The organism is Pseudomonas bharatica CSV86, assembly GCF_000319305.2.
Classification (GTDB): domain Bacteria; phylum Pseudomonadota; class Gammaproteobacteria; order Pseudomonadales; family Pseudomonadaceae; genus Aquipseudomonas; species Aquipseudomonas bharatica.
Map to the genome: position 1 here is coordinate 913,821 of NZ_AMWJ02000002.1, position 17,075 is coordinate 930,895.

Genomic DNA, 17,075 nt, shown 5'->3' on the forward strand with positions numbered 1-17,075 from the left:
GAGTGACGCCCCGATGCCGACCGGCCAAGGCCGGGCCTGGGTGGATCGAGGCTGGCGAAACAGGAATTTTTTCAGCGTTTCATAAAAAAAGCGCCGAATGAGTATGAACTGTGCATGGGTTTTTCCCTCAACACTGACTCAGGCCAATCCTGAATCCACGATCAGGGATTACCGTAATGGATCCACTTGGGACATCAGAGATTCCCTGAGTCATTAAGCATAGAATTTGTATGGCTATGGCATAATGAAATCATTCCGCAACTCCAGATAACGAGCCGTGACTTGTGTCAGTAACTACCCTAACCGTATGTGACGACTCCACCGTTGCCCGCAAGCAGGTATTGCGGGCCCTGCCTTCCGACTGGCCGGTTTCGGTCACCGAAGCCGCCAATGGCCACCAGTGCATGGACGCTGTGCGCAAGGGCCTGGGCCAGGTCGTGGTGCTGGACCTGAACATGCCGGAGATGGATGGCTACCAGGTACTGCATGCATTGCGCGACGAAGGCTTGAAGGCCAACGTCATCGTTATTTCCGGGGACGTTCAGCAGGAGGCCCTGCGCCGCGTGCAGGAACTGGGCGCCCTCGCCTTCCTGAAGAAGCCCTTCGAACAGGACCAGTTGCGCGAAACCCTCGACCGCCTCGGCCTGCTGCGCCTGGCAGGCCAGGCGGCGCATAGCCATCGTCCGCAGACCCACGCTGCTGTCAGCTTCAACGAAGTCTTCCGCGAGACCGTCAACGTCGCCATGGGGCGGGCCGCAGCACTGATCGCCAAGGTGCTCGGCGTCTTCGTCCAGTTGCCGGTCCCTAACGTGAACGTCCTCGAGGTCGGCGAACTGCATATGGCCCTGGCCGACGCCGGGCGCAGCCAGCAACTGACTGCCGTATGCCAGGGTTTCATCGGCGGCGGTATCGCCGGCGAGGCGCTGCTGATGTTCCATGACGCCGAAATCGCCGATATGGCGCGCCTGATGAAGCACCAGAGCAGTCACGCCTCCGACCTGGAAATGCTCCTGGACCTGTCCAGCATCCTGATCGGCGCCTGCCTGAGCGGCATCGCCGAGCAGGTCGATGTGGTGTTCTCCCAGTGCCACCCGCAGATCCTCGGCCAGCACGCCAATATCGAGGAGCTTATCCGGGTCAACCAGGGGCGCTGGAAGAAGACGCTGGCGGTGGAGATCAGCTATCGGCTCGAAGGGCATGACATCAGCTTCGACCTGTTGCTGCTGTTCACCGAGGACTCCATCGAACGCCTCACCCATAAACTCGCGTACCTGATGAACTGAGCCATGAACAAACCTCTTGATCTGACCGAGTTCCACTGGCTGCTGGCGATCGTGCAGAGCATCGATGTCGGCGTCGTGGTGCTCGATCGCGACCACTGCGTGCAGGTCTGGAACACCTTCATGGAGAACCGCTCCGGGGTGCCGCCCAAGGATGCCATCAGCCAGTCGTTCTTCAGGCTGTTTCCCGAAGTCAACGAAGAGTGGTTCCGGCGCAAGCTCGACAGCGTCGCAACCCTGGGCACGGCAGCGTTCACCGTATGGGAACAACGCCCCTATCTGGTGCGGTTCAAGAACTACCAGCCGATCACCGGGCAGGAAGACTTCATGTACCAGAACACCACGCTGTTCCCGCTGCGCTCCACCGACAGCAGCATCAGCCACTTCTGCCTGGTGATCTATGACGTGACCGACGTCGCCACCAACCGGCACATGCTGCAGTCAGCCAATGCCCAGTTGCAGAAGCTGTCCAGCACCGATCGCCTGACCGGGCTATACAACCGTGGTCACTGGGAAGACAGCCTCAAGGTCGCGTATGCCCGCCATCAACGGCATGGCAACCCCACCAGCCTGGTGATGTTCGACATCGATCACTTCAAGCGCATCAACGACACCTACGGCCACCAGGCTGGCGACAAGGTGATCGAGCAAGTCGCCGCCCTGCTCCGCCAGTACGTGCGCGACACCGATGTGGCCGGACGCTACGGCGGCGAGGAATTCGCGGTGGTGCTGTCGGACACCGACAAGCTCGGCGCAACGGCCTTCGCCGAGCGCCTGCGCACAGCCGTGGAGGAACTGGAAGTCCAGCACGAGGGGCAGAGCATCCGCTTCACCATCAGCCTGGGTGTCGCCGATCTCGCCCGGCCCTCGGACAGCCATGCCGATCTGATCGCTTGGGCCGACCAGGCTCTGTATGCGTCGAAGAAGGGTGGGCGCAACCAGGTCTCGGTACACGCCTAGGCATCTGCCTCACCTGCGCTTTCCAGACTGACCTGTACCTGGCGCAGAAACCAGTCGAGCGCCGTGGACTGGGTGCTGCGCGAGTGCCAATGCAACGACACCTCGAAGGCTGGCACCTCGAATGGCAGCTCGAGTGTCTTGAGCTGCCGGGGCAGTGGCATTTCGCAGAAGCTTTCTGCGATCTGGCTGGGCAGGATGACCAGCATCTCGGTGCCCGGAATCAGTCGTGGAAGTACGGAAAAATGCGGCAAGCGCAACTTGATCCGGCGCTCCACGCCCAAGCGCTGCAACGCTTCCTCGGCCATGCCATGGCCCGATGTGCGGGTGACCAGGGCATGGGGCTCGGCAAGAAACTGCTGCATGTCGATGCTGTCGCCGATACGCGGATGGGCGGCATCGAGCAGGCACACGTAGCGCTCCTTCATCAGTACCCGCGAGACCACCCCGTTGTCGGTGAGCTTCCTGCTGCAGATCGCCGCGTCAATGTGGCCGTCGTTCAGCCAGATACCGACCTGGTCGATCTCCAGCGGTACCACTTCGAGTTCGATATTCGGGGCTTGGTGGCTCAGGTGCTCCATCAGCCTGGGCAGCAGTGCCATCTCCCCCAGGTCGGACAATGCCAGGCGAAACTGGCGCTGCGAGTGACGGGGGTCGAACTTGCGCGCCTCGCCCACTGCCCAGTCGATGCAGCGGGAGGCTTCCTTGAAACTGCCATACAACTGCGTGGCCAGGCGGGTCGGCTGCATGCCTTGGCGGTTGCGCACGAACAGGACGTCATCGAACTGCTCCCTCAGCTTCGCAAGCGCGTAGCTGACCGACGGCTGGGTAACGAAAAGCCGTTGGGCGGTTACCGTCACGCTCTGTGTTTCGTAGACGGTGATGAAGGTGGTGATCAGGTTGAGGTCGAAGCTGGCCATGTTCGCGGCTGTCCAAGGGCTGTTGGTCAAGAGGCACAACTATAGCTGGTGTTTATACAACACCGATAAAGCATTTATTTGATCGATCATGATGGGATTCTTAGAGTGGAGGCCTCACGACACACGCGGAATCACCCACGATGCAAACCATTCACTCCGCCGCTTACACCCTGCTGCGGCGCCACGGTATGACCACCATCTTCGGCAATCCCGGCTCCAATGAATTGCCGTTTCTCAAATCGTTCCCGCAAGACTTCCGCTACATCCTGGGGTTGCACGAAGGGGCTGTGGTAGGCATGGCGGATGGCTACGCGCTGGCAAGTGGCAAGCCGGCTTTCGTCAACCTGCATGCCGCGGCAGGCACCGGCAACGGCATGGGCGCGCTGACCAATTCCTGGTATTCCCATAGCCCGCTGGTCATCACCGCCGGCCAGCAAGTGCGCCCGATGATCGGCGTCGAAGCGATGCTGGCCAACGTCGATGCCGTGCAACTGCCCAAGCCGCTGGTCAAGTGGAGCTATGAGCCGGCCAACGCCCAGGACGTGCCGCGGGCGCTCAGCCAGGCTATCCATTACGCCAATACCACACCGAAAGCACCGGTCTACCTGTCGATTCCCTACGACGACTGGGATGCGCCCTGCCCGCCCGGTGTCGAGCATCTTTTCGAGCGCCAGGTGCAGGTCGCCGGCACTCCCGACGCTGCCCAGTTGCAAGCGCTGATAAAGCAGCTGGACCAGGCACGCAATCCCGTGCTGGTACTCGGGCCCGAGGTCGACGCCACCCTCGGCAATGCCCACGCCGCGGCCCTGGCCGACAAGTTGCGGTTGCCGGTGTGGATCGCGCCATCGGCGTCGCGTTGCCCGTTCCCGACCCGTCACCCGAGTTTTCGCGGCGTGCTGCCTGCGGCCATCGCCGGGATCAGCAAGACGCTCGCCGGGCATGACCTGATCCTGGTGGTCGGTGCTCCGGTGTTCCGTTATCACCAGTTCGCGCCCGGAGACTACCTGCCAGCCGGCGCACGCTTGCTGCACATCACTTCCGACCCGCAGGAAGCCGCGCGGGCGCCGATGGGGGATGCGCTGATCGGCGATATCGCGGCGACCTTGCGGGCCCTGGCCGAGGGTGTGGCGCAGCAGGCACGCAGCTATCCCGAAGCGCTGCCGGCACCGCAGCCAATGGCCGACGAGCCTCGGCACCTGCGTCCGGAAACCCTGTTCGATGTGCTGGACGCTGTGGCGCCGGAAGACGCCATCTACGTCAAGGAATCCACGTCCACCACCAGCGCCTTCTGGCAGCGCATGAACCTGCGCCACCCCGGCAGCTATTACTTCCCTGCGGCGGGCGGCCTGGGCTTCGGCCTGCCGGCAGCGGTCGGCGTGCAACTGGCCCAGCCGCAACGACGGGTGATTGCCCTGATCGGCGACGGCTCTGCCAACTACGGCATCACCGCCTTGTGGACCGCTGCCCAGTACCGCGTGCCGGTGGTGTTCGTGATCCTCAAGAACGGTACCTATGGCGCCCTGCGCTGGTTCGCTGGCGTGCTCAAGGCCGAGGACGCACCCGGCCTGGACGTGCCGGGCCTGGACTTCTGCGCAATCGCCGAGGGCTACGGGGTCAAGGCAGTGCACACCGACACCCGTGCCGGCTTCGAGGCGGCACTGCGCGCCGCGCTGGATGCCAACGAACCGACCGTCATCGAGGTACCTACCGTCACCATCGAGCCCCACTGAACTGCTGCTGGAGCCATCAAGGCTCCTTCAACCCACCGACATAACAACAAGAAGACAAAACCATGACCCAGAAACGTGCGCTGGACGTCGCAGGGGGCGCGCCCCTCGGAAAACTTCATTACACCCTGCTGTTCTGGTGTTCTTTCATCATGCTCTTCGATGGCTATGACCTGGTCATCTACGGCTCGGTCGTACCGCGCCTGATGGAAGAATGGGCACTGACGCCGGTGGTTGCCGGCTGGATGGGCAGCGCGGCGCTGTTCGGCATGATGTTCGGCGCAGTCGTGGTTGGCCCTCAGGCCGACCGGCTTGGGCGGCGCAAGGTGGTCATCGGCTCCGTCGCCCTCGCAAGCCTGTGCGCCTTGGGGACCGCCTTCACCTGGGATGCACCGAGCTTTGCCCTGCTGCGATTCATCACCGGCGTAGGCCTTGGGGGCGCGATTCCCAACATCGTTGCCTTGATGAACGACCTTGCGCCGACATCACGCCGCAGCTCCCTCACCACCATCATGCTCAGCTTCTACTCGATCGGCGCGATGATTTCCGCGCTGGTGGCGATGTGGATCATACCTCGCTACGGCTGGGAGGCGACTTTCATCATCGGTGGCGTACCGCTGCTTCTCCTGCCATGGCTGGCGCGGCAGCTGCCCGAATCGCTGCACTATCTGCTGGAGAAGGACCGCGCTGCGGCGGGCGATCTGCTCACCCGTATCGACCCGCAAGTCGATACGAGCAGCGTCAGCTTCGAAGCACCGCCCAGGACCTCCTCTGCGGCACCGCTTTCGCGTCTGTTTGCCGAAGGTCGCGGCGTGGGTACGGTGTTCCTCTGGCTAGGCTTCGGCATGTGCATGCTGATGGTCTACGGGCTCAACACCTGGCTGCCCAAGATCATGGTCGCCGGCGGTTTCGAACTGGGTTCGAGCCTGATGTTCCTGGTCACCCTGAACATCGGCGCTACCTTTGGCGCGCTGGGCGGCGGCTGGCTGGCCGACCGCTGGGGCTGCAAGCCTACGCTGATGCTGTTCTTCCTGCTTGCGGTGGTGTCGCTGTGCACCCTGGGCATCAAGCCCGGTCCGCTGTTGCTCAATGCCATGCTGCTGGTGGCAGGGGCCACGACCATCGGTACCCTGGCGGTGATCCATGCCTTTGCTGCCCAGCAGTACCCGAGCGAAATCCGCTCCACCGGCGTCAGCTGGTGCTCGGCCATCGGCCGCTTCGGCGGGGTGGCCGGGCCTGCCCTGGGCGGCCTGATGCTGAGCCTGAACCTGCCACTGCAGCTCAACTTCATCCTCTGCGCCGTGCCCGGTGTGGTGGCGATCCTCGCCATTGCCATGATCCGCCAGCGCAACGTCGCAGGCTCCGCTGCTCCGGGTCGGGCGCTGGAAGCCCGGCACTGAGCTGACTCGCAAGCCTCTTCCGCTTGAAAACCTTGCCAACAGTGGCCGCTCCTCCCCGAGCGGCCCGATGGATCGTGCCATTTCGACAACAATAATAGGTGCCTTCATGCGTCATTCTCCCGTTCCCCGCCACAGCGCCTGGCTGCTGGGCTGTGCCTGTCTGTCGCCGGCTTTTTACGCCCAGGCCGACTTCCTCGATGACAGCAGCGTCGTCCTCGGGCTGCGCAATGCCTACATCGATCGCGATTTCAAACAATCGGATGCGCCCAGGTCGCGGATCGGTAGCTGGACCCAAGGCTTCGATCTGCGCCTCTCCTCCGGGTACACCGAAGGCCCGCTCCAGTTCGGCCTGGAAACCAGCACCCAGTGGGCCTATCGCCTCGATGGCGGCGGCGGGCGTGGCCCCGACAGCGTGATCCCCTACGACGCCAGCAAGGGCGAGCAGGTACGGGACTATGGCCGTACCGGGGTGACCGGCAAGCTCAAGTATTCGCAGACCGAGCTGCGCGCCGGTGAACTGCGCCCGCGCTTGCCGGTGGCCTATATCGACGACTCGCGCCAGTTGGTCACCACCTACCAGGGCGCCATGCTGGAGTCACGGGAATGGGCCGGCCTGACCCTGACAGCGGGACGCATCGATAAGATCGCCACCCGTGAATCCTCCAACCGGGAGCGGATCTACCTGATGAACGGCGCCAACATCAGGCGCCCCAGCGACGGCCTTAACTTTGCCGGCGCTACCTACCAGTTCACCCCTGACCTGTCGGCGACCTACTTCTACGGTCAGCTCGAGGATATCTATCAGCAGCATTACCTGGGTCTGTCCAACCGCTGGGCGCTGTCAGCGGATTACACGCTGCAGACCGAGCTGCGCTATTACCAGAATCGTGAGGACGGCCAAGCGCTGTATGGCGAGATCGACAACAAGAGTTACGGTGCCATGACCACGCTGAAGACCGGCGGCCATGGCTTTGGTGTCGGTTATCAGCGGATGCTCGGCGACAGCGCTTTCCCGTTGTTCAACGGCTATGCACCGCAGCCCTGGCTGGTCAACTGGTCGACGGTCGGCTTCTTCAAAGCCAACGAAGGTTCCTGGCAACTGCGCTACGACTATGATTTCGCGGCTCTGGGCGTGCCGGGCCTGAAATTCATGACCCGCTATCTGCGAGGTAGCGGTATCGATCGAGGCAACAACGATCTGGACCAGAACGTTGAAAGCGAGCGCAATTTTGTCGTGAGTTATGTGCTGCAAAGCGGTGCGCTCAAGGGGCTCGGCTTCGAATGGCGCAACATTGACGTGAAGACGCGTTACGGCAGCGGCAGGGCGTCGGGAGTCGATTACGACGAAAATCGCCTTATCACCACCTACACCTGGAAGTTCTGATCGCTTAGCGATCGTTACCAACGGGTTGCTTGACTGAGCGTCGCATCATCGTTGCCTGAAGCGCTCGCGCGCTTTGGGCAACGAGGCCAGCCGTTACAGCGGACCATATCTTGCACGTTTTTCGTTATGTCATTCTCCAGGTAACCGCCATGACGATCTCCATCTCAACCACCTGTGTCCCGGCTTCAGAGCGCAGCGGTTTCTGGGACGACATCAGTAGCCGATTTTTCGTCAAGCTCGATTGCCAACTGGAGGGGTTCTCCAGTAACGCAGCGTCCGGTGGATTCGAGGCGCATCTCAAGCACAGCCGTTTTGGCAGCCTCGACCTGATCGACCTCCAGGCAAGTGCGCACAGCGTCGAGCGTCGAGTCAGCGCTGGCAACGACCCGCATTATTTCATCCTCAGCCTGATTACCCACGGCATGTGCGAACTTACCCAGGACGACCGGCGCTGCGCCGTAGGTGCAGGTGACATCGTGCTGTATGACACTCGCCGCCCCTACAAGGTCGTACTGCCCCGTGCGTTTCGCATGTGCTCGCTACGCATCCCTCAGGAAACCATGCGCCTTTACAACCCTGCCGCAGAGCGTGCCGTGTCGAAGCCTCTGACCACCGCCAGTACCATGGGGCGCATCATTGGCGGCCTGATGCTGACGCTGTTCGAAGAGCAGGAGCATGCCGCCGAATTTGGTGAAGATGCCATGGCCCGGCCGCTGCTGGAAATGCTCTCGCTGGGTCTGCAGTCATTGGGCAAGGGCGAGGCTGACCCGGCGTGCACCCGCCTCATGCAGTTCCACCTTGAGCGCATCAAGAGCCTGATCGACAACCATTTGGCCGAGCCATTGCTGAGTGTCGAATGGATCGCCGAGCAGCTGAAGATGTCTGTCAGTTCCGTGCACCGGGTGTTTTCCGGGCAACCGGTCTCGGTGAGCGAGTACATCTGGGGCAAGCGTCTGGAACTGTGCCGTATGGCGCTGGCCAACCCTTGCCTGCGTGACCGCAGCATCAGTGATATCGCCTACAGCTGGGGCTTCTCCAGCAATGCGCATTTCAGTCGGGTATTCAAGCGTCATCTGGGCCTATCTCCCCGTGAATATCGCACGCTCTCGCTAGCCGCCAGGTAAGGGCTTGCAGGCCCCGCTCACTGGCGAGAGCCATACGAGCGGGGCCAAGGCTTCACTACAGCGGTTCGGCATTCCCAATGACCGATGCGCTGGCCATGGCTCGCGGCGCCGTTTCAATGAACGCGAACGAGACGATGGCGATAGCGGCGAAGGCGATCCCCACAATCATCATCGGATATTGCAGCCCAAATGCATCAGCCAGTCCTCCCGCCACGATGGGCATGAGCACGCCACCGAGCATCTCCCCGACGCAGGTCGGAATACCCACGGCGCTGCCGGTCATGCGCGAGGGCACGGTCTCTGCGGGAATAATTGCCAGAAATATCGGCGCGATGCCGAAGCCGAACACACCTGCGATGAACAACAATGCGAACATTCCGGCCGGGGAAGCGGATAAAGCGCGAACATCAGCATCAGCGCGCTGTAGGCCGCCGCACAACCAATCATCATCGGGCGCCGGCCAAGACGGTCGGAGAGCGCCGGCATGATGATCATGCCGAAGAAACCGCCAAAGCCCCAGCCGGAAACGATCAGGCCGACCGTACTCAGCTCCAGGCCTATCACCTGGGTCAAGTAGAGCGCGACGAAGGTCGAGAAGACGAACAGCCCCGTCTGGAAGCAACAGCTGACCACGGTGGCCACCCAGATGTTGCGGTAACGCAGCGCCGCGAAGGCGCCATCGCTTGAAGCACTGTGAGCGCCTGGCGTGTCACGTGCAGGCTCACGCATGAACCTGGCCAGACACCAGGCTAGCAGCACGCCTGGAACGCCCACCACGATGAAGACCATCTCCCATGGCATGAAGTTATTGAGTTGGGTGGCGATGATCGGCCCCAGCCCGATCCCCAGCAGCGGGAAGAAGGCCTGGTGGATGCCTAGATTGAGGCCCTTTCTTTCAGGTGAGGAGGCACTGGCAATGGCCGCGACGCTGGTGCTGAACACTCCGCCTTCGCCGACACCCAGCAACCCTCGGATCACCAGCATGCTGGTGAAACTCTTGGCGATCGCGGTCATCCACGTCATTAGCGAGAAGAACAACGTCGAGTAGATCAGCACCCGTTTGCGCCCGTACTTGTCGGACATACTGCCCAGGACCCAGGTCGAGATGGCCCAGGTGAACGCCAGCACGGAAGCGATGGCGCCGGCCTGGATGTTGTTGAGCCCAAGCTCCGGGATGATGACGGGGAACAGATAAAGAACGACAAACCGGTCAAGGCCGACGATCCCGAACAGGACGGCCAGCAGGAATACCAGCTTCCACTCGTAAGAGAGTTTTTTCATGGTCAATGCTCACAAAGGAGTGGGGCGTCAGAAGGCGTGTGCGATGCGAAGGTTCACCCGGTATTTCTCCTGGGCGCCGTTGACGACATCGAGATCCTGGCCGAACTGGGTCTGTATCTGCAGGGTCGGTTGCAGGAAGTGTTGCCAGGTCAGCAGATAGCGCTGGGTACGGGTCGTATCGTTCTGGGCCACGCCGCCGACGTGGGTTTCGCCGCCTGTGGTGTGAAACCAGCTGACACCGAACTGATTCTGCTGGTTGAAGACATAGCGCAGGTGCGTTTGTACTTCGAAGACATCATCCTGGCGCAGCGTCTGGCCGAAGAAGTCATCGTTATTGCCGAACGTGTCATGCTCCAGGGTTAACTCTGCGTACAGCGTGTCAGGCAAAAGAGCCTGCACGTAGGCAAGATGAACCATGCCTTTCCAGCGGTTTTCACCTAGATTGACCGGGGCGTCGTGGTCATAGCTACCCAGTGGCATACCGACATAACCGGCGATGGCCAGGTAGCGCTCCTGCTTGGGATCGTTTACCAACCACAGCGCACTTCCGACCATGGGGTCTGCGGCGCCGCCGACGCTGTAGTCACGGCTGCCGCCCAAGTCGAGATGGCCGAAGGGCAGTATGACTTGCGGGGTCACGGTGAAACCGCCCAAGGTGGTCCAGTGCACGAAGCGAGCGATGCCAATGTCGCTGTCCAGGCCAAAATCACGGGTCACGGTATGGCCGTCAACCTTGATGCGGTTGCGTTCGGCGTGCTGGTAATACAGAAGACCCAGCTCGGTACCGGGTGGCAAGGCGACATAGTCACCAGGGTCGGTTGATAGCACGGCTGCCTCGACGGCGTTGCTGTTGGCCAGGGCCAACACTGTCAGGGCTGTACTCAAGGTGGTGAAGACGGTCATGCCTTTGCGGGCTTTCATGATGAATTGCTCCGGAGATTTATTATTGGCAGTGAGCAAAAGGACGGGCGGTGACGGCTGAATTCTTATGTGCTGTGCCGTCTCAGGCGTCTGGCTGAACCTCGTCGGGGTTCCTGGTGGGCGCGACTGCGTCGGATTGCGCGAAGGTGCCGAGCTGAACGGGCCGGCGAGGTGTGTTGTCGAGCAGCAGGCGGGTGACGTCCGGGCGTGAGTAATGGCCTACCGGGTCGGCGGCGAGCTTGGCCAGGCTCAGGACACCCAGGTCGATGTCCGCAAGCAACAGCCCCTCGCGGTGTTCATCCAGTGGCTCGGCCAGAGGCGAGCCATCGGGCCCGAAGATTCGGGCATGGCCACCTCCGGATGGCAGCAGTTGCCGAGCCTCTTCGTTGTGGCAGAGCAACTCGACCATCCTGTCGCTCACCACGGAACTGGGCGCCACCACGAAACACTGGCCTTCCACGGCGTAGGTCTGGGTCACGGCCGTGTTGACCTCAGGGCCAAGGGCGTAGGCGACCCCGCTATAGAGCGAGAAGCTCGGCCAGGCTGCGATGTGCACCTGCTCGTGCTGGGCGAACAGCGCGTATTTGCTCAACGGCTGCACATGTTCCCAGCAGCACAGCGAACCGACCTTACCCAGTGGCGTGTCGATCACGCTCAGGTCACTGCCATCGCCTTCGCCGAAAAGGCTGCGCTCTACCAGAGTCGGCTTCAACTTGCGTCGGGTGCTGAGGGTCTTGCCCTGATCGTCGATCAGCGCCTGGGCCATATACAGGCTGCCGTTGGATTTTTCGCTGAAGCCGATGGACAGGTAGATCCCCAGGCGCCTGGCTGCTTCGCACAGGCGTTGATAGTGCGGGCTGTCAATGACCAGCGAGTTGTCGTGGTAGCGCTGGATAAACTGCATGGCCCAGGCAGGCGAACCTAGCCAGAGAAAGAAGGGGTAGCCGGGAAAGAAGTTCTCGGGAAATGCAACCAGGCTTGCGCCTGCGCTAGCGGCCTGTTGCATCAGGCCGACAGCTTTCTCTACGGTAGCTTCGAGGTCAAGAAACTCAGGGGCCGCCTGAACAGCGGCAACGCGGTAGGTTGGATGATTGATGGGCATCGCAGGCTCCTTTGGGTAAGTGCAGCCTCATTCTATGGAGCGGGCTTGCCGCGCTTTTTCCCCTGCGTTGCGCAAAAGTTGCCTGGGCGTAGCAAATTCGGAGTCAAGACCTGGAACAGCGGATGGCCCTACCCCATAAATACCTTCTATGTTTTCACTCTCAATTATTTATTTGTGAGATATCCGGCGAGTTCTTACAGTGTGTTTTTATTCACTCGGAGGAACAGCGATGAAGATTGCGATTGTTGGTGCGGGCGCCATGGGCGGGTTGTTTGGGGCGCGTCTGGCATTGGCAGGGCAAGATGTTTCGTTCGTTGAAGCCTCCGATCACGCTATCGAAGTCATCAGTCGGCATGGGTTGCGCCTTGATACTCCCGATGTGCAAACGACCGTGCAGGTGCCGATTGCTCGGGCAGCACAATTGTCAGGCCACTTTGATTTGCTGGTGATCTTCACCAAAGGCTTTCATACCGCAGCGGCAATCGACTCGGTGCGCCATTTGGTCGGGCCCGACACCTGGGCGCTGTCAGTACAGAATGGCCTGGGCAACGCCGAACTGATTGCCGGCGTGGTGCCTGCCGAACGCGTGATCGTGGGCATGACCAATCTGCCTGCGGACCTGGTGGCGCCTGGCGTGGTTCATAGCCATGGCGAAGGCCACGTCAACCTCTGGTCCTACAGCGGCAAAGAGAGTCCGGTGGTCCAGAAAGTGGCCGCTGTATTCAGTCGAGCTGGCTTGCCTTGCGAGGCCGATCCACAGGTGCAGGTAGCGATCTGGGAAAAGGTTGCCTTTAACGCAGCCCTCAATTCGGTGTGTGCCGTTACCCGCCAGACTGTGGGTGCGGTTGGCAGCTCCGAGCAGGGGCGGCAAGTGTTGGCCAGCATCCTTGCGGAAACGGTGGCCGTTGCCCGGGCGAACGGGATTGCGGTCGATAGCGAGCGCGTCAACGCGGCGGTGGACCACGCCTTGCGCAATCACCAGCAACACAAGCCGTCGATGCTGCAGGATCTGGAGGCAGGGCGAAAAACCGAGATTGATTTCATCAATGGGGCAGTGGTGGCCCAGGGCAAGCGCCTTGGGGTAGCAACGCCCGTCCTGCAGGCCCTGTACAACCTGGTGAAAGTCAGCGAAGGCTGAATCCCTCGAGGCTGCTGACGGAATTCCCGACGACTCATCAAACGATGCGTCCCATTCAAATAAAAAGAGGTAACCCATGACTCATCTTGCCAAACAATTTCCAGCCTTCAATCAACAATTCATTGCCGGTCAGTGGCGAGACGGCCGTGACGGCAGCGTGCTGCGAGTCACCAACCCGTTCGATGGCAGCCAACTGGCGGAGATTGTCCAGGCGGATCGCGATGACCTTGACGAAGCCTATCGCAAGGCCGCCGAAGCGCAGGTGAAGTGGGCCGCCACAGGCCCTGCCGAGCGGGCAGCGGTGATGCACCGGGTGGTGCAGTTGTTCGACGAGCACCGCGAAGCGATCATCGACTGGATCATCCGCGAGTCTGGCAGCACCAGGATCAAGGCGCAGATCGAATGGGGCGCGGCCCGCAGCATTACCCTGGAGTCTGCTTCGTTTCCGGCCCGGGTGCATGGCCGGATACTGCCGTCCAACGTACCCGGCAAGGAAAACCGCGTGTACCGCGAGGCCCTAGGTGTAGTGGGTGTGATCAGCCCCTGGAATTTCCCCCTGCACCTGTCGCAGCGCTCCGTGGCGCCTGCCCTGGCGTTGGGCAACGCGGTGGTGATCAAGCCCGCCAGCGATACCCCGGTTACCGGCGGCCTGCTGCTGGCCAGTCTTTACGAAGCGGCGGGCTTGCCGGCCGGGCTGCTCAGCGTCGTGGTGGGTGCAGGATCGAAGATCGGCAATGAATTCGTCGAACACGAGGTGCCCAAGTTCATTTCCTTCACCGGCTCGACCCCGGTCGGCCTGAACATAGGCCGCCTGGCTTCAGGCGGGCAGCACCTCAAGCATGTGGCGCTCGAACTGGGTGGCAACAGCCCGTTCGTGGTCCTGGCCGATGCCGACCTTGAACAGGCTGCCAGCGCCGCGGTGATGGGCAAGTTCCTTCATCAGGGACAGATCTGCATGGCGATCAACCGGATCATCGTCGAAGACGCGATCCATGACGATTTTGTCCAGCGTTACGCCGAAAAAGTAAAAGCATTGAAGGTTGGCAACCCGAACGATGCCGATACCGTGGTCGGCCCGATCATCAATGCCAAACAGCTGCAAGGCCTGCTGGAAAAGATCGCACGCGCCAAGGAGGAAGGTGCCCGGACGGTGGTCGAAGGCGAGGTGCAAGGCCAATTGCTGCCGCCCCATGTGTTCGTTGATGTGACCAAGGATATGGAAATCGCCCGTGAAGAGATCTTCGGGCCCCTGGTCGGTATCCAGCGTGCCCGCAATGAAGCCCACGCACTGGAGCTGGCCAACGATAGCGAGTTCGGGCTGTCCAGCGCAGTCTTCAGCGGCGACCTGGAGCGTGGGGTGCGTTTCGCTCGCCGGGTCAAGGCAGGTATGACCCATGTCAACGACATCCCGGTGAATGACGAAGCCCACGCCCCGTTCGGCGGCGAAAAGAATTCCGGACTCGGCCGCTTCAACGGCGACTGGGCAATCGAGGAGTTCACCACCGATCACTGGATCAGCGTGCAAGGCAGCCCGCGCCGCTATCCCTTCTGAACAAACCTGGGTGCCCGACCTCGCGGGCACCTTTTACACCGCTAAGGAAACGAGCGCACCACATGCTCGGGAGACAATTCCGCTACTGATGCACAGCCCATGTTGGCCAGGGTTCGGCTTATCTCATCAGCGAAAATGCCCAGCACGTTGCTCACCCCCTCCTCGCCGGCCGCCGCCAGTCCATAAAGCAAGGGGCGCCCGACAAATACGCCGCTCGCTCCGAGCGCAAGCGCCTTCACCACATCGGACCCGCGCCGGAATCCACTGTCTATGAGTACCTTGCCAGGGTGCGCCAGTGCGATCCGCTCAAGGGTAGCCATCGGTGAACAACTTGAATCAAGCTGGCGGCCACCATGGTTCGACAGGATCACACCGTCTGCGCCGAGCTCGATGCAACGGGATGCGTCTGCAGGATGAAGAATGCCCTTGACCAGAAGACGATGGGGCCAGATCCGACGCAGTCTTTTCAACGATTCCCAATCGAAGCCAGCGTCCATCTTTCGCGACAGAAGCGCAGCCTGCAGCTCCACATCGCACGCCTCATCGCTTGCGAAGTTGGCCATCTGCGGGATCCCTCCTGCCAACAGACGCATGGACCAGCGGGGATGCAGCATGCCGTCGAGAATCACCCCGGGGGTATATCTGAACGGCAGGCCGAATCCGCTGCGCAGATCACGCTCACGCTTGCCGTTGACCGCCACATCGGTGGTCAGCACCAGGGTTCGGTAGCCTGCGTCAAGGGCACGGGCTACCAGGCGGTCTGCAAGGGTCGGGTGCACAACATATAACTGGAACCAAAGATCACCGCCGACCTTCTCGGCGACTTCCTCGATCGATGCATTGGCCGCGGTGGAGAGAATGAAAGGGATTCCAGCCCTCTTGGCTGCACGTGCAAGTTCAAGGTCGCCCTTCGGCCAGAAAACCCCGTTCAGCCCCATGGGTGCAACCATCAAGGGTAAAGATTGCGCTTGGCCAAAAACCTCGCAGCCAAGGTTCCTTTCAGCAACATTCACCAGGCGGCGAGGGAGGAACTCCAGTCGGTCAAAAGCACTCAGGTTACGTCCCATGCCCTTCTCGTCATCGGCACCACCCTCCAGGTAGTCGAATACCATCCGAGGCAGACGCCGGCGCGCAAGTTCACGATAACCCGCAACATTGAAAACTGGACTCATATCAACCTCAAAGTAGGCCAAGGCCAGAATGAGTCGATTCTAGAAACTGGAAAAAAGTAATCAAATCAATACTGAACGATTGGGATATAAATCAAGTCTATAAATCCATCCCCTTCCTTGCAGTCCGGGTCGAGCAGGAAAATCCTGGAGACCTGGACGACCCTATGCGAGGCTGGTCGACATTCCGAACCCGCGAGATTGGCTATATGCAAACCATCCCACTAAAACCGTTCAAGCCAATCGGATGTGCCGAGTGCCGCAATCCTGACGGCCTGGGATTCGACTTCACCATGGCGTTCCAACCCATCTTCAATGTCACCACCGCAAAGCCTTATGCCTACGAGGCTCTGGTTCGGGGCCTTGATGGGCAGTCCGCGGCCAGCATCCTGGCCAGGGTCAATGAAACCAACCGCTATCGATTCGACCAGGCGTGCCGGGTCAAGGCGATCGAGTTGGCGGCACAGCTCGGTATGCCGGCAATACCGGACTGCAAGCTGAGCATCAACTTTCTTCCCAACGCGGTCTACCGCGCCGAGACCTGTGTTCGCGCAACGCTGGAAGCCGCCAGTGAATGGGCATTCCCCATCGACCGGATCATGTTCGAAGTCACCGAAGGTGAGCAGGTCGAGGATCCAGACCATCTGAAATCCATCTTCCTCGAATACGAGCGCCAGGGATTCACCACGGCAATCGATGATTTCGGCTCGGGGTATTCAGGCCTCAACCTGCTGGCCATGTTCCAGCCCCAGGTGCTGAAAATCGACATGGCGCTGACCCGCGGCATCGGCCAGGACAGTGTGCGACGCGCCATTGTCGAAGGGATCGTCCTGGTTTCCAGGCGCCTGGGCATCACCGTCATCGCGGAGGGTATCGAAACACGCGAGGAACGAGACGCCCTTGCAGCACTGGGTATCGAGTTGATGCAGGGGTACCTGTTCGCGAAACCGAGCATCGGCGTATTGCAATCGATGCCAACGGAGCTGATCTGAACGCTGGCTGGCCTCTGGAAACCCCATGAACGAAAAAGCCCGCTGACCGTCACCGGCAGCGAGCCATTTCATCTTTCATTCACCTTGAAGCGCGCCCGGGTTTGCTGATCAAGCGAGCTGCCGGCGAG

The 17,075-nt window shown here is 61.1% G+C and carries 15 protein-coding genes; 9 read left to right on the forward strand and 6 right to left on the reverse strand.

Annotated features, from left to right (window positions below):
* Positions 1 to 284: 284 nt before the first annotated feature.
* Complete coding sequence (locus CSV86_RS17915; RefSeq protein WP_037060347.1) at positions 285 to 1,283, forward strand: response regulator; 999 nt, start codon at positions 285 to 287, stop codon at positions 1,281 to 1,283.
* 3 nt (positions 1,284 to 1,286) lie between these two features.
* Entirely contained in the window at positions 1,287 to 2,240 is a 954-nt protein-coding gene (locus tag CSV86_RS17920) for a GGDEF domain-containing protein (RefSeq protein ID WP_009399613.1), read from the forward strand.
* Here the strand turns inward: CSV86_RS17920 and CSV86_RS17925 are convergent.
* On the reverse strand, positions 2,237 to 3,157 hold the full coding sequence (locus tag CSV86_RS17925) for a LysR family transcriptional regulator (RefSeq protein ID WP_009399614.1): 921 nt from the start codon (positions 3,155 to 3,157) through the stop codon (positions 2,237 to 2,239). The two genes, CSV86_RS17920 and CSV86_RS17925, sit on opposite strands and share 4 nt — an antisense overlap.
* 140 nt (positions 3,158 to 3,297) lie before the next feature.
* Between CSV86_RS17925 and mdlC the strand changes: the two genes are divergently transcribed.
* The 4 genes from mdlC to CSV86_RS17945 all read left to right on the forward strand — a co-directional run bounded on the left by mdlC (position 3,298) and on the right by CSV86_RS17945 (position 8,792).
* Complete coding sequence (mdlC, locus tag CSV86_RS17930) at positions 3,298 to 4,887, forward strand: benzoylformate decarboxylase (protein WP_009399615.1); 1,590 nt, start codon at positions 3,298 to 3,300, stop codon at positions 4,885 to 4,887.
* A gap of 62 nt (positions 4,888 to 4,949) precedes the next feature.
* The gene (locus tag CSV86_RS17935; RefSeq protein ID WP_009399616.1) at positions 4,950 to 6,284 is read left to right on the forward strand and encodes an MFS transporter; all 1,335 of its coding nucleotides are present in this window, start codon (positions 4,950 to 4,952) and stop codon (positions 6,282 to 6,284) included.
* A 106-nt stretch (positions 6,285 to 6,390) separates the two neighbouring features.
* The gene (locus tag CSV86_RS17940) at positions 6,391 to 7,668 is read left to right on the forward strand and encodes an OprD family porin (protein ID WP_009399617.1); all 1,278 of its coding nucleotides are present in this window, start codon (positions 6,391 to 6,393) and stop codon (positions 7,666 to 7,668) included.
* A gap of 149 nt (positions 7,669 to 7,817) precedes the next feature.
* Positions 7,818 to 8,792, forward strand: a complete 975-nt coding sequence (locus CSV86_RS17945) for an AraC-like ligand-binding domain-containing protein (protein ID WP_009399618.1) — start codon at positions 7,818 to 7,820, stop codon at positions 8,790 to 8,792.
* Positions 8,793 to 8,847: 55 nt separating this feature from the next.
* On the opposite strand, the gene CSV86_RS32045 is transcribed toward CSV86_RS17945, so the two are convergent.
* From CSV86_RS32045 to CSV86_RS17960, 4 genes are all read right to left on the reverse strand, one after another.
* On the reverse strand, positions 8,848 to 9,075 hold the full coding sequence (locus tag CSV86_RS32045) for a hypothetical protein (RefSeq protein WP_240160526.1): 228 nt from the start codon (positions 9,073 to 9,075) through the stop codon (positions 8,848 to 8,850).
* Positions 9,072 to 10,073 (reverse strand): MFS transporter, encoded by a 1,002-nt coding sequence (locus CSV86_RS17950; RefSeq protein WP_240160527.1) that lies wholly within the window; start codon positions 10,071 to 10,073, stop codon positions 9,072 to 9,074. Before CSV86_RS17950 ends, CSV86_RS32045 begins: the two co-directional genes overlap by 4 nt.
* A 27-nt stretch (positions 10,074 to 10,100) precedes the next feature.
* Entirely contained in the window at positions 10,101 to 10,994 is an 894-nt protein-coding gene (locus tag CSV86_RS17955) for a transporter (RefSeq protein WP_009399620.1), read from the reverse strand.
* A gap of 82 nt (positions 10,995 to 11,076) precedes the next feature.
* A complete protein-coding gene (locus CSV86_RS17960; protein ID WP_009399621.1) occupies positions 11,077 to 12,096 on the reverse strand; it encodes a carbon-nitrogen hydrolase family protein in 1,020 nt (339 codons plus the stop codon).
* A 229-nt stretch (positions 12,097 to 12,325) separates the two neighbouring features.
* On the opposite strand from CSV86_RS17960, the gene CSV86_RS17965 reads away from it, so the two are divergent.
* Together CSV86_RS17965 and CSV86_RS17970 are read left to right on the forward strand one after the other, a co-directional pair.
* Positions 12,326 to 13,234 (forward strand): ketopantoate reductase family protein, encoded by a 909-nt coding sequence (locus CSV86_RS17965; protein ID WP_009399622.1) that lies wholly within the window; start codon positions 12,326 to 12,328, stop codon positions 13,232 to 13,234.
* A gap of 76 nt (positions 13,235 to 13,310) precedes the next feature.
* Positions 13,311 to 14,786: an aldehyde dehydrogenase family protein gene (locus CSV86_RS17970; protein ID WP_009399624.1), complete on the forward strand. Its 1,476-nt coding sequence runs from the start codon at positions 13,311 to 13,313 to the stop codon at positions 14,784 to 14,786.
* 41 nt (positions 14,787 to 14,827) lie between these two features.
* Here the strand turns inward: CSV86_RS17970 and CSV86_RS17975 are convergent, their stop codons facing one another.
* Positions 14,828 to 15,958, reverse strand: a complete 1,131-nt coding sequence (locus tag CSV86_RS17975) for an alpha-hydroxy-acid oxidizing protein (RefSeq protein WP_037060355.1) — start codon at positions 15,956 to 15,958, stop codon at positions 14,828 to 14,830.
* 206 nt (positions 15,959 to 16,164) lie between these two features.
* Here CSV86_RS17975 and CSV86_RS17980 point away from each other — a divergent pair, with 206 nt between their 5' ends.
* Positions 16,165 to 16,947, forward strand: coding sequence for an EAL domain-containing protein (locus tag CSV86_RS17980; RefSeq protein ID WP_009399631.1), 783 nt, complete (start codon positions 16,165 to 16,167; stop codon positions 16,945 to 16,947).
* Positions 16,948 to 17,075 lie beyond the last annotated feature (128 nt).